General features: G+C 66.8%; 17 protein-coding genes and 1 pseudogene. 7 read left to right on the top strand and 11 right to left on the bottom strand.

Translation table 11 applies throughout. The features are described 5' to 3' along the window. Positions 1–123: 123 nt before the first annotated feature. From AB0H88_RS52215 to AB0H88_RS52205, 3 genes are read right to left on the bottom strand one after another with little or no spacing between them, the layout of a single operon-like run. A complete protein-coding gene (locus AB0H88_RS52215) occupies positions 124–900 on the bottom strand; it encodes an ABC transporter permease subunit (protein WP_357657646.1) in 777 nt (258 codons plus the stop codon). Further along, on the bottom strand, positions 897–1,661 hold the full coding sequence (locus tag AB0H88_RS52210; RefSeq protein WP_357657645.1) for an ABC transporter permease subunit: 765 nt from the start codon (positions 1,659–1,661) through the stop codon (positions 897–899). The genes AB0H88_RS52215 and AB0H88_RS52210 overlap by 4 nt, the downstream gene beginning before the upstream one ends. Then, entirely contained in the window at positions 1,658–2,377 is a 720-nt protein-coding gene (locus tag AB0H88_RS52205; RefSeq protein ID WP_357657648.1) for an ATP-binding cassette domain-containing protein, read from the bottom strand. Before AB0H88_RS52205 ends, AB0H88_RS52210 begins: the two co-directional genes overlap by 4 nt. 112 nt (positions 2,378–2,489) lie before the next feature. Here AB0H88_RS52205 and AB0H88_RS52200 point away from each other — a divergent pair, with 112 nt between their 5' ends. After that, the gene (locus AB0H88_RS52200; RefSeq protein ID WP_357657643.1) at positions 2,490–3,821 is read left to right on the top strand and encodes a histidine kinase; all 1,332 of its coding nucleotides are present in this window, start codon (positions 2,490–2,492) and stop codon (positions 3,819–3,821) included. Continuing rightward, a complete protein-coding gene (locus AB0H88_RS52195) occupies positions 3,818–4,459 on the top strand; it encodes a response regulator transcription factor (protein WP_357657642.1) in 642 nt (213 codons plus the stop codon). Before AB0H88_RS52200 ends, AB0H88_RS52195 begins: the two co-directional genes overlap by 4 nt. 89 nt (positions 4,460–4,548) lie before the next feature. On the opposite strand, the gene AB0H88_RS52190 is transcribed toward AB0H88_RS52195, so the two are convergent. Beyond that, positions 4,549–6,030 carry an MFS transporter gene (locus AB0H88_RS52190; protein ID WP_357657640.1) on the bottom strand — a complete coding sequence of 494 codons (1,482 nt, stop codon included), beginning with the start codon at positions 6,028–6,030 and terminating at the stop codon, positions 4,549–4,551. Between the two features lie 61 nt (positions 6,031–6,091). Here AB0H88_RS52190 and AB0H88_RS52185 point away from each other — a divergent pair, with 61 nt between their 5' ends. Both AB0H88_RS52185 and AB0H88_RS52180 read left to right on the top strand, forming a co-directional pair. Further along, complete coding sequence (locus AB0H88_RS52185) at positions 6,092–7,063, top strand: WYL domain-containing protein (protein WP_357657638.1); 972 nt, start codon at positions 6,092–6,094, stop codon at positions 7,061–7,063. Positions 7,064–7,451: 388 nt separating this feature from the next. Further along, on the top strand, positions 7,452–7,964 hold the full coding sequence (locus AB0H88_RS52180) for a DUF402 domain-containing protein (RefSeq protein WP_357657637.1): 513 nt from the start codon (positions 7,452–7,454) through the stop codon (positions 7,962–7,964). A 39-nt stretch (positions 7,965–8,003) separates the two neighbouring features. Here AB0H88_RS52180 and AB0H88_RS52175 read toward each other — a convergent pair whose 3' ends face one another. Together AB0H88_RS52175 and AB0H88_RS52170 are read right to left on the bottom strand one after the other, a co-directional pair. Then, positions 8,004–9,143 (bottom strand): hypothetical protein, encoded by a 1,140-nt coding sequence (locus tag AB0H88_RS52175; protein ID WP_357657636.1) that lies wholly within the window; start codon positions 9,141–9,143, stop codon positions 8,004–8,006. After that, positions 9,140–10,396, bottom strand: a complete 1,257-nt coding sequence (locus AB0H88_RS52170; RefSeq protein WP_357657634.1) for a glucarate dehydratase family protein — start codon at positions 10,394–10,396, stop codon at positions 9,140–9,142. The genes AB0H88_RS52175 and AB0H88_RS52170 overlap by 4 nt, the downstream gene beginning before the upstream one ends. A gap of 104 nt (positions 10,397–10,500) precedes the next feature. Here AB0H88_RS52170 and AB0H88_RS52165 point away from each other — a divergent pair, with 104 nt between their 5' ends. Continuing rightward, complete coding sequence (locus AB0H88_RS52165) at positions 10,501–11,973, top strand: aldehyde dehydrogenase (NADP(+)) (RefSeq protein ID WP_357657633.1); 1,473 nt, start codon at positions 10,501–10,503, stop codon at positions 11,971–11,973. Between the two features lie 222 nt (positions 11,974–12,195). Here the strand turns inward: AB0H88_RS52165 and AB0H88_RS52160 are convergent, their stop codons facing one another. The 5 genes from AB0H88_RS52160 to AB0H88_RS52140 all read right to left on the bottom strand — a co-directional run bounded on the left by AB0H88_RS52160 (position 12,196) and on the right by AB0H88_RS52140 (position 17,055). After that, positions 12,196–13,101 carry a 5-dehydro-4-deoxyglucarate dehydratase gene (locus AB0H88_RS52160; RefSeq protein WP_357657631.1) on the bottom strand — a complete coding sequence of 302 codons (906 nt, stop codon included), beginning with the start codon at positions 13,099–13,101 and terminating at the stop codon, positions 12,196–12,198. Positions 13,102–13,135: 34 nt separating this feature from the next. Further along, positions 13,136–13,897, bottom strand: a complete 762-nt coding sequence (locus AB0H88_RS52155) for an IclR family transcriptional regulator (RefSeq protein WP_357657630.1) — start codon at positions 13,895–13,897, stop codon at positions 13,136–13,138. Positions 13,898–13,964: 67 nt separating this feature from the next. Further along, entirely contained in the window at positions 13,965–14,828 is an 864-nt protein-coding gene (locus tag AB0H88_RS52150; protein WP_357657628.1) for a carbohydrate ABC transporter permease, read from the bottom strand. After that, on the bottom strand, positions 14,825–15,751 hold the full coding sequence (locus AB0H88_RS52145; RefSeq protein WP_357657626.1) for a sugar ABC transporter permease: 927 nt from the start codon (positions 15,749–15,751) through the stop codon (positions 14,825–14,827). Before AB0H88_RS52145 ends, AB0H88_RS52150 begins: the two co-directional genes overlap by 4 nt. Beyond that, on the bottom strand, positions 15,748–17,055 hold the full coding sequence (locus AB0H88_RS52140; protein ID WP_357657625.1) for a sugar ABC transporter substrate-binding protein: 1,308 nt from the start codon (positions 17,053–17,055) through the stop codon (positions 15,748–15,750). The genes AB0H88_RS52145 and AB0H88_RS52140 overlap by 4 nt, the downstream gene beginning before the upstream one ends. 139 nt (positions 17,056–17,194) lie before the next feature. Between AB0H88_RS52140 and AB0H88_RS52135 the strand changes: the two genes are divergently transcribed. Both AB0H88_RS52135 and AB0H88_RS52130 read left to right on the top strand, forming a co-directional pair. Beyond that, the gene (locus tag AB0H88_RS52135; RefSeq protein WP_357657623.1) at positions 17,195–17,989 is read left to right on the top strand and encodes an NAD(P)-dependent oxidoreductase; all 795 of its coding nucleotides are present in this window, start codon (positions 17,195–17,197) and stop codon (positions 17,987–17,989) included. Positions 17,990–18,228: 239 nt separating this feature from the next. After that, positions 18,229–18,500 (top strand): annotated as a pseudogene (locus tag AB0H88_RS52130) (ABC transporter permease); the annotation flags it as partial.

Genomic DNA, 18,500 nt, shown 5'->3' with positions numbered 1-18,500 from the left:
AGCCCAGAACCCACTGCCGCAGACACTGACCGCTTAACCTGCAGAAACAGGATCACGCGAAGATCCACTCATACACCACGTCCGTGGACGTGACCCCCCATGCACACTGCGCGTGTCGGCGCCTTAGGCATCTTTCCGGCGTATTAACCATGCACCGACGAGCAACGGCAGCACGGCGTAGGCGATCAGCACCATGGCCGCGGCGACAGGAGAAAGCAGCGAGCCGTACACCGAGTGCGTGAGATCGTCGCCGGAAACCTCGCGCGGGAGCGCTCCGATCATTACCGAGCCGAGCCGTTCGCTCCAGGGTTCGGGCAGGTTGCCCACGATTATGGGGATCACGTACACGAGACCCACGAGGATCGTGATCGCTCCCGCCGAGGAGCGTAAGGTGGCGCCCAGTCCCAGTCCGAGCAGCGCGAATACCGCCACCGTAAGGCTCGATGTGAGAAGCGTCGGCAGTCTGTCGAGGAAGGGGGTCGTGTAGGAGCCGCCAAAGCGGTCGCCAATCATCCAACGGGCGGCAACGTATGTCCCGAACACCACCATCGGACCGGTGACCAGACCGAGCAGACCGACAATCGCCGACTTTCCCGCCAGTACCGGCCAGCGTCTCGGCACGATGGCGAGGCTCGTTCTGATCAGTCCTGTTGTGTATTCGGACGTAATCGTGAGGACGCCGAGGACGCCCATGCAGAGCTGTGGCACCATCAGCACCACTTCCTCCAGATCCGCGATGGCGGCATGAGCCTGCTGCGCCGGGGTGGCGCTGTCGTACGTCACGACCGCCGCCCAGGCGACCGCTACGCCCAGCAGAATGCCGCCCAAGCTGAGCCCCAGCATCAGATAGCTGGAGCGAACGGTACGGACCTTCAGCCACTCCGATGCCAGCACGCTCACGCGTCTCTCCTTCTGAACAGGTAGAACCCCGCCGCGAGTGCGACGATCGCATAGGTGGCGAGCACCACGAGCGCGGCCCAGGGAGGCAGGAAGCCGTCGCCCAGCCGCCTGGAAAGCCGCTGGTCGGCGATTTGAGGCACGAGGTTGGGCAACATGAGAGCGGCCACGCGAGTGTTCCACGGGGCTGGCAGGTAGTTGGCGATGCCGGGCAGGACGAACAGTAGCGACACGACCGAAACGATCGCCGCCGCCGTGGATCGAGTGGCTACGCCCAGGCCGAGGCCTACCAATGCGAGCACGGTCACCGACAGCCCGGAGGCGAGCAGCATCGGCAGGTCGTTGGCCAGGGAAGACTCGTTGAACTGCAAGTGGCGCTCGCCTGCTATGAGGCGGCTCGTCACGTACGTGAGGATGATGATCGAGTTGGCGGCGACGAAGGTGACGGCGGCGACCACCCCGGCCTTGGCCAGTAATAAGGTCCCTCTCCTGGGAACGACGGTGAGGCTTGTGCGGATCATGCCGCTGGCCTGCTCCGCGGTGATGGCCAGGACGCCGAGGACAGCCAGGCTGATCTGGATCAGTGGCAGGAAGCCCTGCTCAGGGGCCGCCGCTCGCAGTGCTCCGCGTTCGTCCGCCAGGCCGCTGACGTAGAAGGTCCAGATCATGCCGAGGACCACCGTGAGCGCAGCCACTCCGAGTGCCTGATAGGTCGAGGTGACTGAGCGCAGCTTCAACCATTCGGAAGACAGGACCGCCCTCATCGCGCGGCTCCGTACTCCACGCTGCTCGCCGTCAGGGCAAGATAGGCGTCTTCGAGCGACGGGTAGCGCTCAGTGAGCTCCGCCACGGTGGCTTCCATGATCAGCTTGCCTCGGCCGAGGATGATGATGCGCTCGGCCGTCAGCGCCATCTCGCTCATCAGGTGGCTGGAGAGCAGGATGGTCCTGCCTTCCTTGGCCAAGGAGCGCATTAAGTCGCGAATCCAGCGCACTCCGTCGGGATCGAGTCCATTGACCGGTTCGTCGAAGATCAGCGTGCCCGGGTCGCCGAGCAGGGCGGCCGCGATGCCGAGGCGCTGTTTCATGCCGAGTGAGAAGCCGCCCACCCGCTTGCGTGCCACCCCAGCCAGGCCCACCTGCTCGAGAACCTCGGCGACTCGCGTCGGACCGATGTCATTGGTGCGCGCCAGGCACAACAGATGGTCGTAGGCCCTACGCCCGCCGTGCACGGCGCTCGCGTCCAGCAGCGCGCCCACCTCACGCATGGGCCTGCTCAGCGAGGTGTATCGTCGCCCATTGACGAGTGCCTGGCCCGAGGTGGCGGAGTCGAGGCCGAGGATCAGGCGCATCGTGGTGGATTTGCCGGCACCGTTGGGGCCCAGGAATCCGGTCACGTGGCCGGGCTCTATCTTGAAGGACAGATCGTCGACGGCGAGCGTGTCGCCGTAGCGTTTGGTCAGGCGGTTGAGTTCGATCACGCGGTAAAGAATGAGGTACGGCGGGCGCTCGCCACATCGGACCACGGTTCGATCCTCAAGGTCAGACCCCAGTCTGACGTGCAGGCCCAGCCTCAACCACTACGGTCAACGCGTGAACGAATCCCCCTCCCTCTTCACCGCTCGCTTGAGCCGTCGCCAGCTGATCGGGCTGGACCTGCTGGCAGGGTTGGGCTTCTGTCTCATGTTCCTCACGGCAGCGACGAGTGGGTGGGCCCTGCCGCCGTGGGCGAGGCTGGCGCTTCTCCTGGGGCTGGGTTTGCCGCTGGCGATGCGCAGAGTGTGGCCGTTGCCGGTCTTCTGCCTTGTGCTGACAGTCTCCATCGTGGTCGCCGTGGTGTTAGGGGTGTCATCCGCTTATATCTCGCCTGCCTACGCGCTCTATATCGTCGCCCTGGCCGATGCCCGAGGTGCGTGGGTTCCGACCTCGGCGATCGGTGCGCTCACTCTGGTCACGCTGGTCGGAATGGTGGTCGCCGGCGGTGTGCCGCAGCCGACGGGTCCCGCGTGGCTGACGAATCTCGACCAGCCGCTCATCGGCATCGCCGCACTGGGCGGCGCGTGGACTGTCGGGCGAGCCGTACGAGAACGAAGACACTATGCGGCGCGCGACGCCGAGCGCCTGGCTGGACAGGCTGTGACAGAGGAGCGGCTGCGGATCGCCCGTGAACTGCACGATGTGGTCGCGCACAGCGTGGGATTGATCGCCGTCAAAGCGGGCGTGGCCAATCATGTGATGGCCACCAGGCCGGAAGAAGCACACGATGCGTTGCGGGTGATCGAGACCGCGAGCCGAAGCGCGCTCGTCGAGATGCGCCACTTGCTCGGCGTCCTCCGCTCAGACGAGACGCCCGACCGTGGCCCCGCACCGGACCTCAGCGGCCTCCCGAGGCTGGCCGAGCAGGCCAGGTTGGCGGGAGTAGAGGTGGAGCTGGACCTCCGGTTGGCAACAGGGGGAGGTCGTGACAGTGAAGATACTGTCGCACCGCATTCGCGGGCTGATCGTGAGGACGACCAGGGCAATCGCCCGGCCGCGTCTGGTAGCAATCGCGCAGACCGGGACAGCACGGCAATGGAGGTTACCGACGTCAGCGGGGGCGAAGATATCTCGCGGCTCGGGGTGGGGTTGCCTGAGGGTGTGGAGTTGTCGGTCTACCGGATCGTTCAGGAAGCCCTCACCAACGTGGTGAAGCATGCGGCACCGGCCCGGTGCCGGATATCGGTGGTGGCCGATGTGATGGAGGTGCGGATCGAAGTGATCGATGACGGTCCTGGCCGTCGCACATTGCCGGTGGAGGGAACGGGACACGGGCTGATCGGAATGCGGGAGCGAGTCATGATGTACGACGGAGTGTTCGAGGCCGGACGTCTACCTGGGCGAGGGTTTCGGGTGTCGGCCCGGTTGCCTTACGGGGGCACTTCATGATCCGTGTTCTTGTCGCCGATGACCAGGCCCTGCTCAGGGGGAGCTTCAAGGTGTTGGTCGACTCGGAGCCCGATCTGACGGTCGTGGGTGAGGCCACGACGGGAGCCGAGGCGGTGGCCGTTGCTCTGGAGGAGCGGCCTGACGTGGTCCTCATGGACGTGCGCATGCCGGAAATGGATGGCATCGAGGCCACTAGGCGGATCGGTGATCTGGCTCGGGTCCTGATCGTGACCATGTTCGACCTCGACGCCTACGTTTACGACGCACTCCGTGCTGGAGCCAGCGGGTTCTTGCTCAAGGACACCCCGCCGGCCGATTTGGTCGCCGCCATTCGGGTGGTCGCGGCTGGTGAGGCGTTGCTGGCTCCGAGGGTGACGCGCAGGCTGATCGAGGAGTTCGCCCGCACGCCGGCGTCGCTACAGGTCAAGGGGCTTCAAGGGGTTACGGAGCGGGAGCGGGAAGTTCTCACCCTGATCGCGCGGGGCCTTTCCAACAACGAGATCGCCGCTCATCTTCACCTCAGCCTTGCCACGGTCAAGACCCACATCAGTCGGCTCCTGGCCAAGCTCGACGCTCGAGACCGCGCACAGCTTGTCATCGTGGCGTACGAGAGCGGGCTCGTTTCTGCGCTTCGTTGATCGAGAGTTGGTGCGGGTTAGGAGCGTGGGTGGGGTTGGGGTGTTTGGTCGGTGGGTTAGGAGCCCGGGTGCGGTTCCCCCACACGGGTTCACTGGTCGGTATGCTCGGCCGCGGTCTTCGGGAGCGAGAGCATCACGAGTGCCGCCATGACGTAGAGCATCGCGGAGACGCCGAGGACGATGCTGAGCGCGTGACCGTAGTCGGCCAGTCCCGGTGTGCCGGTCGTTGATCCGGTGACGGCGGTGAAGAAGACCGTGCCGAGAACGGCGATGCCGATGGCGCCGCCGATCTGGTTGACGGTGGAGAGCACGCCGCCCGCGGCGCCTGCGTTGCGTCCGGGGATGCCGGCGAGGACGACATTGATGAGGATGGGGGCGGCAAGACCGAGCCCGAGGCCGCCGATGAACAGAGCGAGGGCAAGGGGCCAATATCCGGGATCGTTGCCGTCCCTGATGATCGCCCACAGGACGAGCTGAGATGCCGCGATGGTGAGCGAGCCGGTGATCAGCAGGGCTCTCCCGGCCTTGGCGGCGAGAGCGACGCCGAGTCCTGAGGTGATGATCGAACCGAGCGCGTAAGGCAGGATCACCAGGCCGGTCTCCCACGCGGTGCGGTCGGTGCCGCTTTGGAGGTAGATCGACAGAGTGAGGAAGAACGACCCGATGCCGCCGAAGAAGAGGACGGACGCGCTCAGGCCGATCGCGAAGGCGCGGATTCGGAGCAAAGCCGGATCGAAGACGGGTTCGGTCCCGCGTCCGGTGAGGCGGCGCTCGTAGGCGAGGAAGATCGCCAGCACGATCATTCCGGCGGCGAGGAGGGCGTAACTGGCCCAGGTCCATCCCCAGGTCTCGATCTGAATGATCGGCAGTAGCACGAGCAGGATGCCCGAGGCCGCGAGCAGCGCGCCGAGGAGGTCCAGCCGCGCAGTCGAGGTGGAGCGGGACTCCGGCAGAACCTTCGCGCCGATGATGAGCGCCAGGATCGAGACAGGTACGTTGATCCAGAAGATTGTGCGCCATCCCAGATCGAACAGGTCGCCGTCAACGAGCAGCCCGCCCAGCAGTGGGCCGGCGACCGACGCGAGACCCTGGATCGCCCCGTAGGCGCCGAACGCCTTGGCACGCTCGCCCGGAGCGAACGATGCCCGGATGATCCCGAACACCTGCGGGACCATGATTCCTGCGGTCAGTCCCTGCGAGGCGCGCATGCCGATGAGCATTCCCGGGTCGGCGGCCAGCGCGCAGAGTGCGGAGGCGAGCATGAACCCGGCCAGCCCGATCATGAACAGGCGCTTGCGGCCGTACTGGTCACCGAGCCGTCCGCCGGTGACCAGGCCCGCGCCCAGGGCGAGGACGTAGGCGGCGATCGTCCACTGGATCTGAGCGTCGCCGGCCCCCAGGTCTTGGGCTATCGCCGGGGCCGCGACGGTGACGATCGTCGCGTCGAGAAGGTCCATGAAGGAGCCGAAAAGCACCACCAGGAGCGCCGCGCTCGCGCCCGCGCCGGAGACGAGTGCCGAGGATGCGGCGGGTGCATGCGTGCCCTGTTGAGGGCTCTGTGAAGCGGTCATGCTGGCCACGATGATCGATATAGTTGCCATCGAGTGACCGCTTTATGTGAGGGGATGAGCGATGGCTGCCACCTCCGCACGGACACTCAAGCTGCTGTCGATCTTCGGGATCGGCGCGACTCTGACCGCCGAGGAGCTCGCCACCAGGCTCGGAGCGTCTGTACGGACCGTGCGACGCGACATCGACACGCTCAGAGAGCTCGGGTACGAGATAGAGGCCGTGCGCGGGGCGCGCGGAGGTTACCGGCTCGGCCGCGCCACCCGGTTGCCGCCGGTCGTCTTCGACGAGGACCAGGCTGTCGCGGCGGCCGTCGCGCTCCAGACTGTCCCCACTGTCCTGTCCGGCATCCGCGAGAACTCGGCCCGCGCCCTCGCCACGCTGCAGCAGGCGATGCCCGTCCGCAGCCGCATCCACGCCGAAGCGTTCACCGTCTCCGCAGCGCGTAACTACTGGGAGTTCCCCGCAGCGCCCATCGACGCCGACGTCATCCGCGTCATCGGTGGCGCGATCAACCGACAGCACATCGTTCGCGTGGACTACACCGGTGAGGACGAACCGACGACGCTCACGCTGGAACCGCACGACCTCGTCGTGTGGGCGGCACGGTGGTACCTCGTCGCGTTCCAACCGGACGCGGACCGATGGCGCGCGATGCGAGTCGACCGCCTCGAACCACGCATGCCCACGGGGAGGACCTTCGACCGCCGCGACGTCCCGCACAGCGATCCGGTCGCATTCGTCATGAGCACGCACGATCGCGGCGACACCCCGGCGGAATGGCCATGCCGCGGGTCGGCGCTCGTCGCACTACCCGCGCCCGTCGTCGCCCGGTTCGCCCCCGGCGGATCGACGGTCGAGCACGACACCGACTCCCGCTGCCGACTCACGCTCGGTGCGTGGTCATGGGCAGGGCTGGCAGGGCTGCTCCTGACTTTCGACGCTGACATCACAGGCATCGAACCGGCAGAGCTCAGGCAGGCACTGCGCTCCTTGCGCACCCGCATTGACGAAGCGCTCAGGTGCACTACGTGAGTTCACCGGGCTGTGCCGAGGCTGGGGACTGTCGCACGAATAGGTGACAGCGCCACGGGTTGAACGACAAGCTGAGAGCCTGCTGACAAAGGAGGTCAGAGCCGGGGATGGCCAGGACGGGCCATCTTCGAGCGATGTGCTCCCTACGCGTCTCAGCGACCAGGAGTCCGTGGTTGTCTGTCCACACGCGTACATCGTGAACAGCAGCGGTTACGCCTCACCGGGGCGCTCGCTCAGGTGGAGAGGCCGCCCGCGAACGGTTGTGGTCGGTGTCCCAGGCCGCCACTGGCAACCCCACCTGGGCCTGATGATCGGCTAGAGGCGTTCCTTGGCATGGAGAAGGAGCTCATCCTCAGGCTCTGAGTGACGGTCCGGTAGCGTCCCTGGAGTGACCGATGTGAGGATTGTCTTCCGGAAGTACGGCGGGGCGTTGCACTGGAACCATTCCGCGAAGGTGCTCGGCGAGGATGAGCACGGGGTGTGGGTCGCGGTGCCGGGCGGGACGGTTGCTCGTAAAGGGGAGGGGCCGCCGGTTGTGTGGGAGACCACGGCCATCATGTTGTTCCCGCGCGACGGGTGGTGGACGGCGTCCTTCAACTCGCCGCCGCATCGAGCTGAGGTGTACGTAGACGTCACTACTGTTCCCGAGTGGCGTGATGGTGAGGTGACCATGCTCGATCTCGATCTCGACGTGATCAGGATGCGTGACGGGCGGTTGATTCTGGACGATGAGGACGAGTTCGCCGAGCACCAGGTGTTACTGGGATATCCGCAACAGATGATCGACCGGGCCGAGGAGACGGCCAGGTGGTTGATGGGCGCGGTGGGCGGGCGGCAGGGGCCGTTCGGGGGTGCGCATTCGAAGTGGCTTGATCAAGCGGGTGGTAGCAACACGGCTTGATCAAGCGGGTGGTAGCAACACGAGCTGAGCGGTGGACGGTCAGCGGATGAGGCGTAGGGCTTCGGCCATGGCGGCGAGACGCCGGGGGGAGGCGAGACCGGCGTGGTAGAGGTGGAAGTCCGTGGCGCCTGCCTTGGCGTACGTTCTGAGCTGCTCGGCGAGCGCCTGGCCGTCGGCGGGGCGTGGGGGAAGGGCCAGGACATACGCGCCCACTCGCTGGCCGGGGCCGCAGAGTTCGCCCAGTCTGGCCAGACGGGCGGCGTCCGAAGCCGGGTCGCCCCAGCAGTTGCCCACCAGCACCTCCGCTCCCGGCTCGCCGACGGGGAGGGCGGCGAACGAGCTGGCAGCCCAGGGGTCGGGGTTGGCGTGCAGAGTGATGGGTACGTTCGGCGCGGTCTCTCGGGCCACGGTGATGAGGCGGGTGCGCAGTGATGCCGACAGATCTACGCGTACGTCTCGGACATCGTCGGCGAGTGGGCCGAGAGCGGCCTCCACAGTCTCGGGAGATGCCGGCGAGCCAGCCCTGGCGGGAGGGCCGTCGATGGCCGCGCGTACGCGTTCCCTGGTGCCCTCGGGGTAACGGGGAGCGCAGGCCGTACAGAAGCAGAGCGTCAGCAGGTCACTGTGTACGGACGTCCAGTCGGCGCCGGCCGTCTTGTCGTGCACGCTCTGGTGCCCGAAACCCATGGGACCGCACGCCTCGAGGATGAGGCCATCCGGTTCTCCGACGGCCAGGATCTCGCTGACCAGACGCTCGCAGTACTCGACCACGTCCTCGAAAGCCGGACACAGCGCATATGGATAGGGATCACCGAAGGCGTTACGTACCACCAGGTCAGGGTGCGTGCCGCCGAGGAAGGAGTTGTGGGTCAACACCGTCCACGCGTGTACCCGCAGTCCGACGGCCTTCAGGGCGTCCCGTGCCTGCAGGTAGGCGTCCGTGGGTGTCCAGGTTGGGGAGGCCGGTGTCAGACGTCCCCAGGAGGAGGACCGTACTGGCAGGTAAAAAGCCGATTGTGGGACATCCAGCACCCGGTGGGCGGGGTGATACGGCGTTGCCGCGCGGGTGGAGTGATAGCTGGCCGCCAGCGCGACGGCCTCGACGCCCAGCTCCGCGAGGCGCGAAGGGGCCGACGGGTCGCCGACGATGTCCCAGGGGTAGGCGTAGGCCACGTTCACCAGCGCGGTCTCCTCGCAGAGAAAGCAGGCTCGAAGCGCTGCATATAGGTGGTGTCGTCGCGCGAGGTGATTCCGCACGCGAGATATTGCTCGTGCATCATGGCCAGGGCGTCCCGGTCCAGTTCGATGCCGAGGCCGGGCCCGTCGGGCACGGGTACGGCGCCGTCGACGAACCGCAATGCGCCCGGCGCGACTACGTCCTGGCCGTTCTGCCATGGTGTGTGAGTGTCGCAGGCGTGGGTGAGGTTCGGCGTGGCGGCGGCCAGATGGGTCATCGCGGCCAGGCTGATCCCCAGGTGCGAGTTGGAGTGCATGGACAGCTCCAGCCCGAACGTGTCACACAGTGCGGCGATATGCGAGGAACGTACGAGTCCACCCCAGTAATGATGGTCGAGCAGCAGCACCCCGATCGCCTGGGTGGCGATGGCGGGGGGAAGGTGCTCGGGCGTCACCACGCACATGTTGGTGGCCAGCGGCATCGGGACCTCGGCGGCGACCTTCGACATCCCGGAGATTCCGGGTGTGGGGTCCTCCAGATACTGCAGGCTGCCTTCGAGCGCCTGTCCTACCTGGATCGAGGTCTCGACGGTCCAAGCGGCGTTCGGGTCGAGGCGGAGGGGCACGCCGGGGAAGGCCTCCCGCAGGGCTATGATCGCCTCGACTTCTTCCTGGGGCGCGAACACGCCGCCTTTGAGCTTGATCGACGCGAAACCGTACTCCTTGATCAGCATCGATGCCTGCTCGACCAGCCCCGCCGGGTCGAGCGCCGCGCCGAACCTGTCGGGCTCGACGCCCGGATGTCCCGCCCACTTGTAGAAGAGATAGGCGCTGTACGGCACGGCGTCGCGTACCCGGCCGCCCAGCAGATCGACGACGGGCACGCCGGCTGCCTTGCCGCGAATGTCCAGACAAGCCACCTCGAAGGCCGCGAACACCCGATCGATGCTCTTCTCCTGGGTCGCGGCCCCGGTCAAGCCGTGCATATCGGTCACTACGTCGCCGACGAGCGCGCTGATCCTGGCGTACATCTCATTCGTCGCATGCACCTCCATGCCGACCAGCGCCTCGGCGCATTCGCGTACCTTGGAGAGATGCCCCAGGTCACCGTACGTCTCGCCGAGGCCGCTCAGCCCCTCGTCGGTGACCACCTCGACGATCGTCCGCAACGCCCAGGGTTCGTGCACGCCGGCGGCGTTCAACAGCGGCGGATCCTTGAAAGCTACGGGGGTGACGTGGATCTGCCTGATGATCATATGACCGCCGTCCATATATGTGAACAAGTGCCAGGTTTGTGGACAGGTTGTCGCAACTGTAAGAATCAATATGAAGAAGTGTCAAGACTCCGAAGGGCCATTCGATGATCTACGGATACAACCCCAGGACCGGCGAGACCGTGGGCAGTGCCCTGCCTGAAACCGACCGCGCCGGGGTCGACATGGTTGTTTCCGCCGCGGCCGCCGCAGGTGCGGCCTGGCGGGCGACTCCCGCCGCCGAGCGGGCCGAAACGCTGGAGGCCGTCGCTGACGCTCTCTCCGCGAAGGTGGACGAGCTGTGGCAGATCGCCGACAGCGAGACCGCGCTGGGAGAGGTACGGCTGCGCGGCGAGGTCGCTCGTACGGCCGGCCAGTTCCGGCTTTTCGCCCAGGTGATCAGGGATGGTGGCTACCTCGACGCCATCGTCGATCACGCCGACCCCTCGGCCACCCCGCCCAGGCCCGACGTGCGCCGGATGAAGCAGCCGCTGGCCGGCGTGGTCGCGGTGTTCGCGGCGAGCAACTTCCCGTTCGCATTCTCCGTGGCGGGTGGCGACACCGCATCGGCGCTGGCCGCCGGTTGCGCGGTCGTGGTGAAGGCGCATCCCGGCCACCCCAACACCTCCGAGCAGGTCGCTCGCATCGTCCGCAAGGCCCTGCCGTACCCCGACCTGCTGGGACTGGTGCAGGGCATGCAGGCGGGTGCCGACCTGGTGCAGCACCCGAGCGTGGTCGCGGCCGGGTTCACCGGGTCGATCCCGGGCGGCAAGGCGATCCAGGGGCTGATCGACCAGCGAGAGGTGCCGATCCCGTTCTTCGGAGAGCTGGGCAGCGTCAACCCGGTCGTCGTGCTGCCGTCCGCGCCCGTGGCGGAGGTGGCCACCGGCTTCGCCACGTCGCTGACGATGGGGGTCGGGCAGTTCTGTACGAATCCCGGCCTGATGTTCGTGCCCGAGGACGATGAGCTGCGCAAGGCGCTGGCCGAGGCCGTGGCGGGCACCACCGGTGGGCCGATGCTGGCCGAGCGGATCAGGGACGGCTACCTGGGCGGGCTGCAGCGGCTCGGCGAGCTGCCGGTGCTGGCCGAGGGCAAAGCGGGAGAAGGGGACTTGGCCGTCACACCCACGGTGTTCACGACGGATCTCGACTCGTTCGCGGAGAAGTTGCCCGGCATCGGCGAGGAGTGCTTCGGGCCGGCGTCTATCGTCGTGACTTATCGCGAAATTTCGGACCTGCGGGCTGTGCTGGAGCGGCTGGACGGGTCGCTGACGGCCACCGTGCACGCCACCGACCCCGGCGAGGCCGGCGAGGTCGCCGAGGTGCTCGGGCGTAAGGCCGGGCGGCTGATCTGGAACGGGTGGCCCACCGGGGTGGCGGTGTGCTGGGCGATGCATCACGGCGGTCCGTGGCCGGCTTCGACGTCGGCGGCGCACACGTCGGTCGGCGCGACGGCCATCGACCGGTGGCTGGTGCCGACGGCGTACCAGGACTGGCCGGGTGAGCTGCTTCCGGAGGAGCTCAGGGACGACAACCCGCTGGATGTCCCGCGCCGAGTGGACGGCGTACTGGGGCGCTAGTCAGGGACGGGATGCGGCAGAGACGCGCTCTGGTGTGGGCGCGTCCTGCTGCCTGGTGGTGTGGCGGGGACGGCCTTGGCCAGGACCGCAGGGACGGCCTTGGCCAGGACCGCGGGGACGGCCTTGGCCAGGACCGCGGGGACGGCCTTTGGCCAGGACCGGCCGCGGGGCTGGGAAGCGCTGGCTGGATAAGAGCTCTTGAGAAGCTCTCACAAAGGCCGGTCAGGCCCCGGCGATGTCCAAGCCGATGGCCAGGATGCGCTCCAGCTCCCGCAGGTCCTCCGCTGAGGGATCTACCAGCGGAGCCCGTACGCCACCGACCGCCAGGCCTCGCAACCGGACCCCTGCCTTGACCAGCGAGACCGCGTACCCCGGGACCCGGTCCCGTAGCTCCACCAGCGGCAGGTAGAAGTCGGTGAGCAGTCGCTGTACCAGCACCTCGTCGTCCCCGGTCACCGCCTTGTGGAAGGCCAGTGCGATCTCCGGTGCGAAGGCGAAGACGGCGCTGGAGTACAGCGTCACGCCCAGCCCTCGGTAGGCGGGGACGGTCAGTTCGGCGGTGGGCAGGCCGTTGAAGAAGGTGAACTCCCGGTCCGTAGACCGCCGCACGGTCAGGATGATGCGCTGGAGCAGGTCGAAGTCGCCGAGTCCGTCCTTGAAGCCGATGACCTCGGGCAGTTGGGCCAGCTCGGCCACCGCTGAGGGGGAGAAGCGGGCGGTGGCGCGGTGATAGATGATGACGGGCAGCCCACCGGCTGAAGCCACCTCACGCACGTAGCGGACCAGGCCGTCCGGGGGAGCGGTCACCAGGTAGGGGGGCATCAGCAGCAGGCCGTCGGCTCCGTTGTCCGCCGCCGCGCGGGCGAACGCCTTGGCGGTGGGCAGCGGGCCCCCCGCGCCCGCGAAGACCGGGACCCGGCCGCCCGTGGCCCGCACCGACGTGGCCACGACCTTGGTGTAGTCGGCGATGTCGAGCGCGTTGAACTCGCCTGTGCCGCAAGCGGTGAACACTCCTCCGGCTCCGGCGGCGACCCCATGGGCGACGTGCTCGGCCATCGTCTGTTCGGCTATGTCGCCGTCAGTGCCAAAAGGGGTCACGGGAAAGAAGAGAACACCATCTAGCCGCATCAACAATCCTTCCTAGCGGATGAGCAGAAGCCGATCAGCGGATGCCCTCCCGGCGAAGCGTGGCGGCCAGCTTGCGCGTGTGTCTGGTCACCGCGTCCGTGACCTGCTCGATCTCGGCCGGTGCCAGGCCCGCCGGCATCGAGCAGCTGATCGCGTCCGTGGCCGGGATCCGATAGTCGACGGCCACCGCCACGCAGGCCACGCCCGGGGTGCCCTGTTCGCGTTCGTAGGCCCAGCCCCGGGTGCGTACCTGGTCGAGCTCCCCGATCAGCTTGGCCGGATCGGTGAAGGTGTGCTCGGTGATCGGCGCCAGCGGGTCCGGCAGCAGGGCCGCGACCTCGTCGTCGGTGAGCTGGGCGAGCAGCACCTGGCCGAGTGCCGTGACGTGGGCGGGCAGCCGCCGGCCTACCCTGGGGATCACGTGATGCGCCTCCCGTGACTCCCTGGTCGCCAGGTAGAGGACGTGCGCCTCGTCGCGGCGGGCGAAATGCGCGGTCTGGCCGGTCTCCGCGCGTAGGTCCTCCAGCGTCTCCTGGGCCAGGGGTAGCGCGGGGTCCTTGTCGAGGTACGCGGTGCCGGTCAGCAGGGCGTGCGGCCCGATGCCGAAGGCCGATCTGGCGGAGTCGGTCTCGACCCAGTTCAGTTCGACCAGGGTGCGCATCAGGGCGTGCAGGGAGCTGCGCGGAAAACCCGTGTGCTGCTGGAGCTCCGACAGTGTCAGGGTCTCGTGGGAGGCGGCCAGGGTCTCGAGGATGCGGACCGTCCGCTCTGCGGACTTGACTAGCTGGGGCTCCATACTCATCCCATCTTGACAGAGGCTTCCGTGTGTCAGCATATGGGATTCCATCCAGATACATGGACGACTAACCCTTGATGGCGCCGCTTGTCAGGCCGCGCATGAACTGCCGCTGGAAGGCCAGGAACGCGATGATCGACGGCAGCAGCGCGAGCAGTGAAGCCGCGAGCAGTACGCCGATGCCGACCTCCTCGTCGGAGCGGAGGGAGCGCAGCGCGATGGGCAGGGTCCACATACTCGACTCGGGCGCCACGATCAGCGGGAGCAGATACTGGTCCCAGATCATGGTGAAGCCGAAGACGCCGATGACGCCGAGCGCGGGCCGGCACAGCGGCAGGATGATGCCGAAGAAGATGCGCAGCTCGCCCGCGCCGTCGATGCGCGCGGCCTCCTCCAGTTCGACCGGCACCTCCTTCATGAACTCGGTCATCACCAGGATGGAGAAGCCCCAGGCGCCCACCGGAAGGATCATGCCCGCGTACGTACCGATGAGATCGGCGTGGATGATGGGCATGTCGGCGAGTACCAGCGAGAGCGGGATCGCGATGATCTCCTCGGGCAGCATCATCGTCGCCAGCATGATCAGCATCACGAACGCCATGCCCCTGAACTTCTTGCGGGCGAGCGCGTAGGCGGCGAAGACGCTGACGAGCATCTGGAGCAGCAGCCCGAACCCGACCACCACGAACGAGTTGAACAGGTAGTGGTAGACGTTCTTGTTGCCGGCCTGGACGAAGTTCTCCAGGGTGAAGTCGTCGGGCCAGAGCGTGAATCTGGTCGGGTCGAGCGTCTTGCTGAAGGCGCTGACCAGCAGCCCGACCAGCGGCCCGGTGAAGACGATCACCATGAAGGCGTAGACCAGCACCTTGAGGGTCGTGGCGAGCGGACCTCGCCTGGACTCCAGGCCGAGAGCGCTGTCGAATCTCATCATGCGTTCTGCCTCCTGCGCATGACCTGGGTCAGCACCGTGAGCAGCAGGGTCGCCGCGAACAGCACGATCCCGCCGGCCGACGCGGTGCCCAGGTCACCCTTCTGGAACCCGAGCTTGTAGATCAACGTCATCAGCACTTCGGACGATCCGTTCGGCCCGCCGTTCGTCAGCACGTACACCTCGACGAAGACGCGCAGGCCGCGGATGGCGGCGAGGGTGAACAGGATCCAGAACACCGGGCGCAGTGCGGGCAGCGTGATGTGCCGCAGCCGGTGCCACGTGGTGGCCCCGTCGACGGCGGCGGCCTCGTACAGCGTGCGGTCCACGCCGACCAGCCCGGCCAGGAAGATCATCATGTCGTACGGCGTGCCGCGCCAGATGCTCATGCCCATGATCGACAGCAGCGAGGAATGCTCGCTGGCCAGGAAGGGCTGCGGATCCAGGGTGATCCAGCCGAGAATGGTATTGATCATGCCGCTGTCGGCGGGGTGGTACATGATCCGCCAGACCTCGGCCACAGCCGCCATCGTGGTCACCACCGGCAGGAACGCCGCGGTCCTGATGAACCACAGGTAGCGTGCCGGGCCCTCGATGAGCAGCGCGAACAGCAGGCCGAGGAGGAGCGAGCCCGCGGTCGTGCCCAAGGCCAGCACGATGCTGTGCCAGATGGCCGAGACGAAGGCGTCGTCGGTCATGATCGTGGCGTAGTTGTCGAGGCCCACCCATCGATCACCGACGTAGCGGATCTCGAAGAAGCTCATCCGCAGGCCCTCGAACATGGGGATGAACTTGAAGAACAGGAACAGCAGCAAGGCCGGCGACAGGAAGGCCCACGCGATGAGGGTCCCCCGCCGCCGCATCCGCTTGGGACGGCGGCGGGGGGTCTCCGTGCGGCTCCGCGCCTGTGTGAGCGTGGAGGTCATGATGCTTTCTGGGTCTGCAGTTCCTGGGTGAGCTTGGTGCTCAGGGTGTCCATCGCCGTCTTGACGTTGGCTGAGCAGTCGGCCCACACCGTGTTGATGGAGTCGGCGGAGTCCTGGCGGATCGGCGCCCAGTTCGGCACCGGCGGCGCGTAGACCGCGTTGGCGTAGGCCTCCTGGAACACCTTCCAGCGCGGATCCTGGCGTTCGGCGGCCATGTCGACCTGGGTGTTGACCGGCAGGCGGACGATGGCGCCGTTGGCGTCCTTGTTCATGCCGATGCGCTGGCCGTCGGGGGAGACCGCGTACTCGGCGAACTTCTTCTGGCCCTCGACGTTGTCGGAGCCGGCCATCATGTAGACGTTCTCGCCCTCACCGAGGGTGCCGGGGCCGCCCGACGGGCCCTTGGGCACCGGTACGACCTCGATCTTGTCGGTCCCGATGCTCTTGACGAACCTGGCGAGCACGTACGGGCCGACCAGGTAGATGCCGCCCTGCCCCTTCTCGAACACCTCGTGGGTGACGGTCGTGTCGTTGCTGACGGCGCCCGGGTTGACGGTCTTGGCCTTGCAGAACTGGTCCTGTAGGTACTGGACCGCCTCCACGGTCTTGGGGTCGCTCACAAGGGGGCTGAACTTGCCGCCGCCGTTGGCCTTCACGAAGTCGCCGCCGTTGGCGTAGATCAGTGAGGAGGCGTACCAGGAGGCGTAGCCGCGCTTGGTGCCCGCGGGGATCACGAAGCCGGCCGTGTCCTTCTGTCCGTTGCCGTCGGGGTCCTTGTCGGTGAAGGCCGCGGCCAGCTTGGCCAGATCGTCCCAGGTCTTGGGCGGCTCCATGCCGACCTTCTCCCGCCAGTCCTTGCGGATGATCAGGGCGAAGGCCTGGGCGGAGAACGGCGTGCCGTAGTACTTCCCGTCGGGGCCCTGGGCGGCCTTCCATGCCTGCTCCGACACCTTGTCGCCGCCGGCCAGCTTGGCCTTGTCGACCTCCTGCAGCCAGCCCTGCGTGTGCATGTTGCCGAGTTGGGCCGTGTCGTTGATGACGATGTCAGGTAGCTTCCTCTGAGCTGCCTGCTGCTGAAGCTTCGTCTCGAAGTCATCGAAGAGCGCGACGACTTTCGTTTTGATACCACTGGCCTTCGTGAACGCGTCGGCCAGTTTCACAGCCGTTTTCGCGGAGTCGGAGTCGGGCGCCTGCCTGATCCAGATCTCCAACGCGTCGTCCGAACTTGATCCCCCGGAGCCGCAGCCTGTCAGCGTTACGGCCAGGGCCGTCGCAATCGCGGCCCCGAGCAGCTGGCGTGACATCAGACCGCCTCCCGTTCACATATATGGACACCTGTCGCAGACGTGGAGCCTGTCCGTGTGAACGTAACGAGTGACATAGGTCACGGTCAATATTCAGGAATGTGAATTTGGACCAGAGTTGTGTACAACAATGAGCCTTATGCGCATTCTCATGACGGGCGCCGCCGGCAAGGTCGGTACGCTGCTCCGCCCCCGCCTCGCCCGTGACGGCCGCACGCTGCGCCTTTCCGACCTCCACTCACTGGAGACCGCGCCCGGTGAGGAGATGGTGACAGCCGATCTCGTCGACGAGGCGGCCATGGCCGAGGCGATGAAGGGCGTCGACGCGGTGATCCACCTGGGCGGCCAGAGCCGGGAGCATCCGTGGGCCGACATCGTACGGGCCAACATGGACGGCCTGCACGTCCTGCTCGAAGCCGCCCGGCGGGAAGGCGTCGAGCACCTCGTGCTGATGGGCAGCCACCACGCGGCCGGCTTCCACACCCGCCCGGCCGATGGCGTGGAGCTGCCCGACTACGCATTCCCCCGGCCCGACACCTTCTACGGCGTGAGCAAGGTCGTCATGGAGGCCCTCGGCAGCCTCTACCACGACAGGTTCGGCATGAACGTGACCGTGATCCGGCTGGGCACCTGCAACGAGGCTTCGGGCGACACGCGCGGCCTGGCCACCTGGATCTCCCCTGACGACCTCGCCCGCCTGGTGGAGGCCGCGCTGACCGCGCCCGGATATCACGTCGTCTGGGGTGTCTCCGACAACGCGCGCCGCTGGTGGTCGCTGGAGGAGGCCCGGTCGATCGGATACGTCTCGCGGGACGACTCGGAGGGCCAGGCCGCCGCGCTGATCGCCGAGCAGGGCGAGCCCGATCTGAGCGAGCCCCTGCACGAGCGCGCGGGCGGCGTCTTCACGCTGAGGGACCTCGGAGGCAAGTGGTAGGAGGTTCCCCCAGCGTGACGCCCCCGTAGTGTGCTGTGCAACCGGTTGTATTCATGGACAAAACATTCATCCGACCCTTTGCTCACGACCATTCATTGAACTGGCGAAACATAGATCACGATATATCGGTAACGTCTATGTAACGCCTGCAAAGGGTTGACGAAACTTTTGGCCCACCTATAGGAAGGCGCTATCCGATCCCGCCGAGCCGGGCCAGCACTGAAACGAGGGGTGCATGAATGTCGGTAACCCCGGACAGCGTGTCACTGCGCGCGCAACCGCGCGGTGGGCGTCGCCGCATCGCACCCGTTAACGCTCACAAACGGCGTGAGGCCCGTACGGCCTACCTCTTCCTGGCGCCATGGTTCCTCGGCCTGTTCGTGATCACGGTCGGTCCGATCCTGGCGTCGCTCTACCTGTCGTTCACCGACTTCAACATGCTGGAAACAGCCAAGTGGATCGGGCTCGACAACTACGCGAAGATGTTCACCGAGGACACGCGGTTCCTCAC

Source organism: Nonomuraea sp. NPDC050680, assembly GCF_040654555.1.
Classification (GTDB): Bacteria; Actinomycetota; Actinomycetes; order Streptosporangiales; family Streptosporangiaceae; genus Nonomuraea.
The sequence above is the reverse complement of the archived record's forward strand: the minus strand, read 5'-3'. Positions and strand labels throughout refer to the sequence as shown.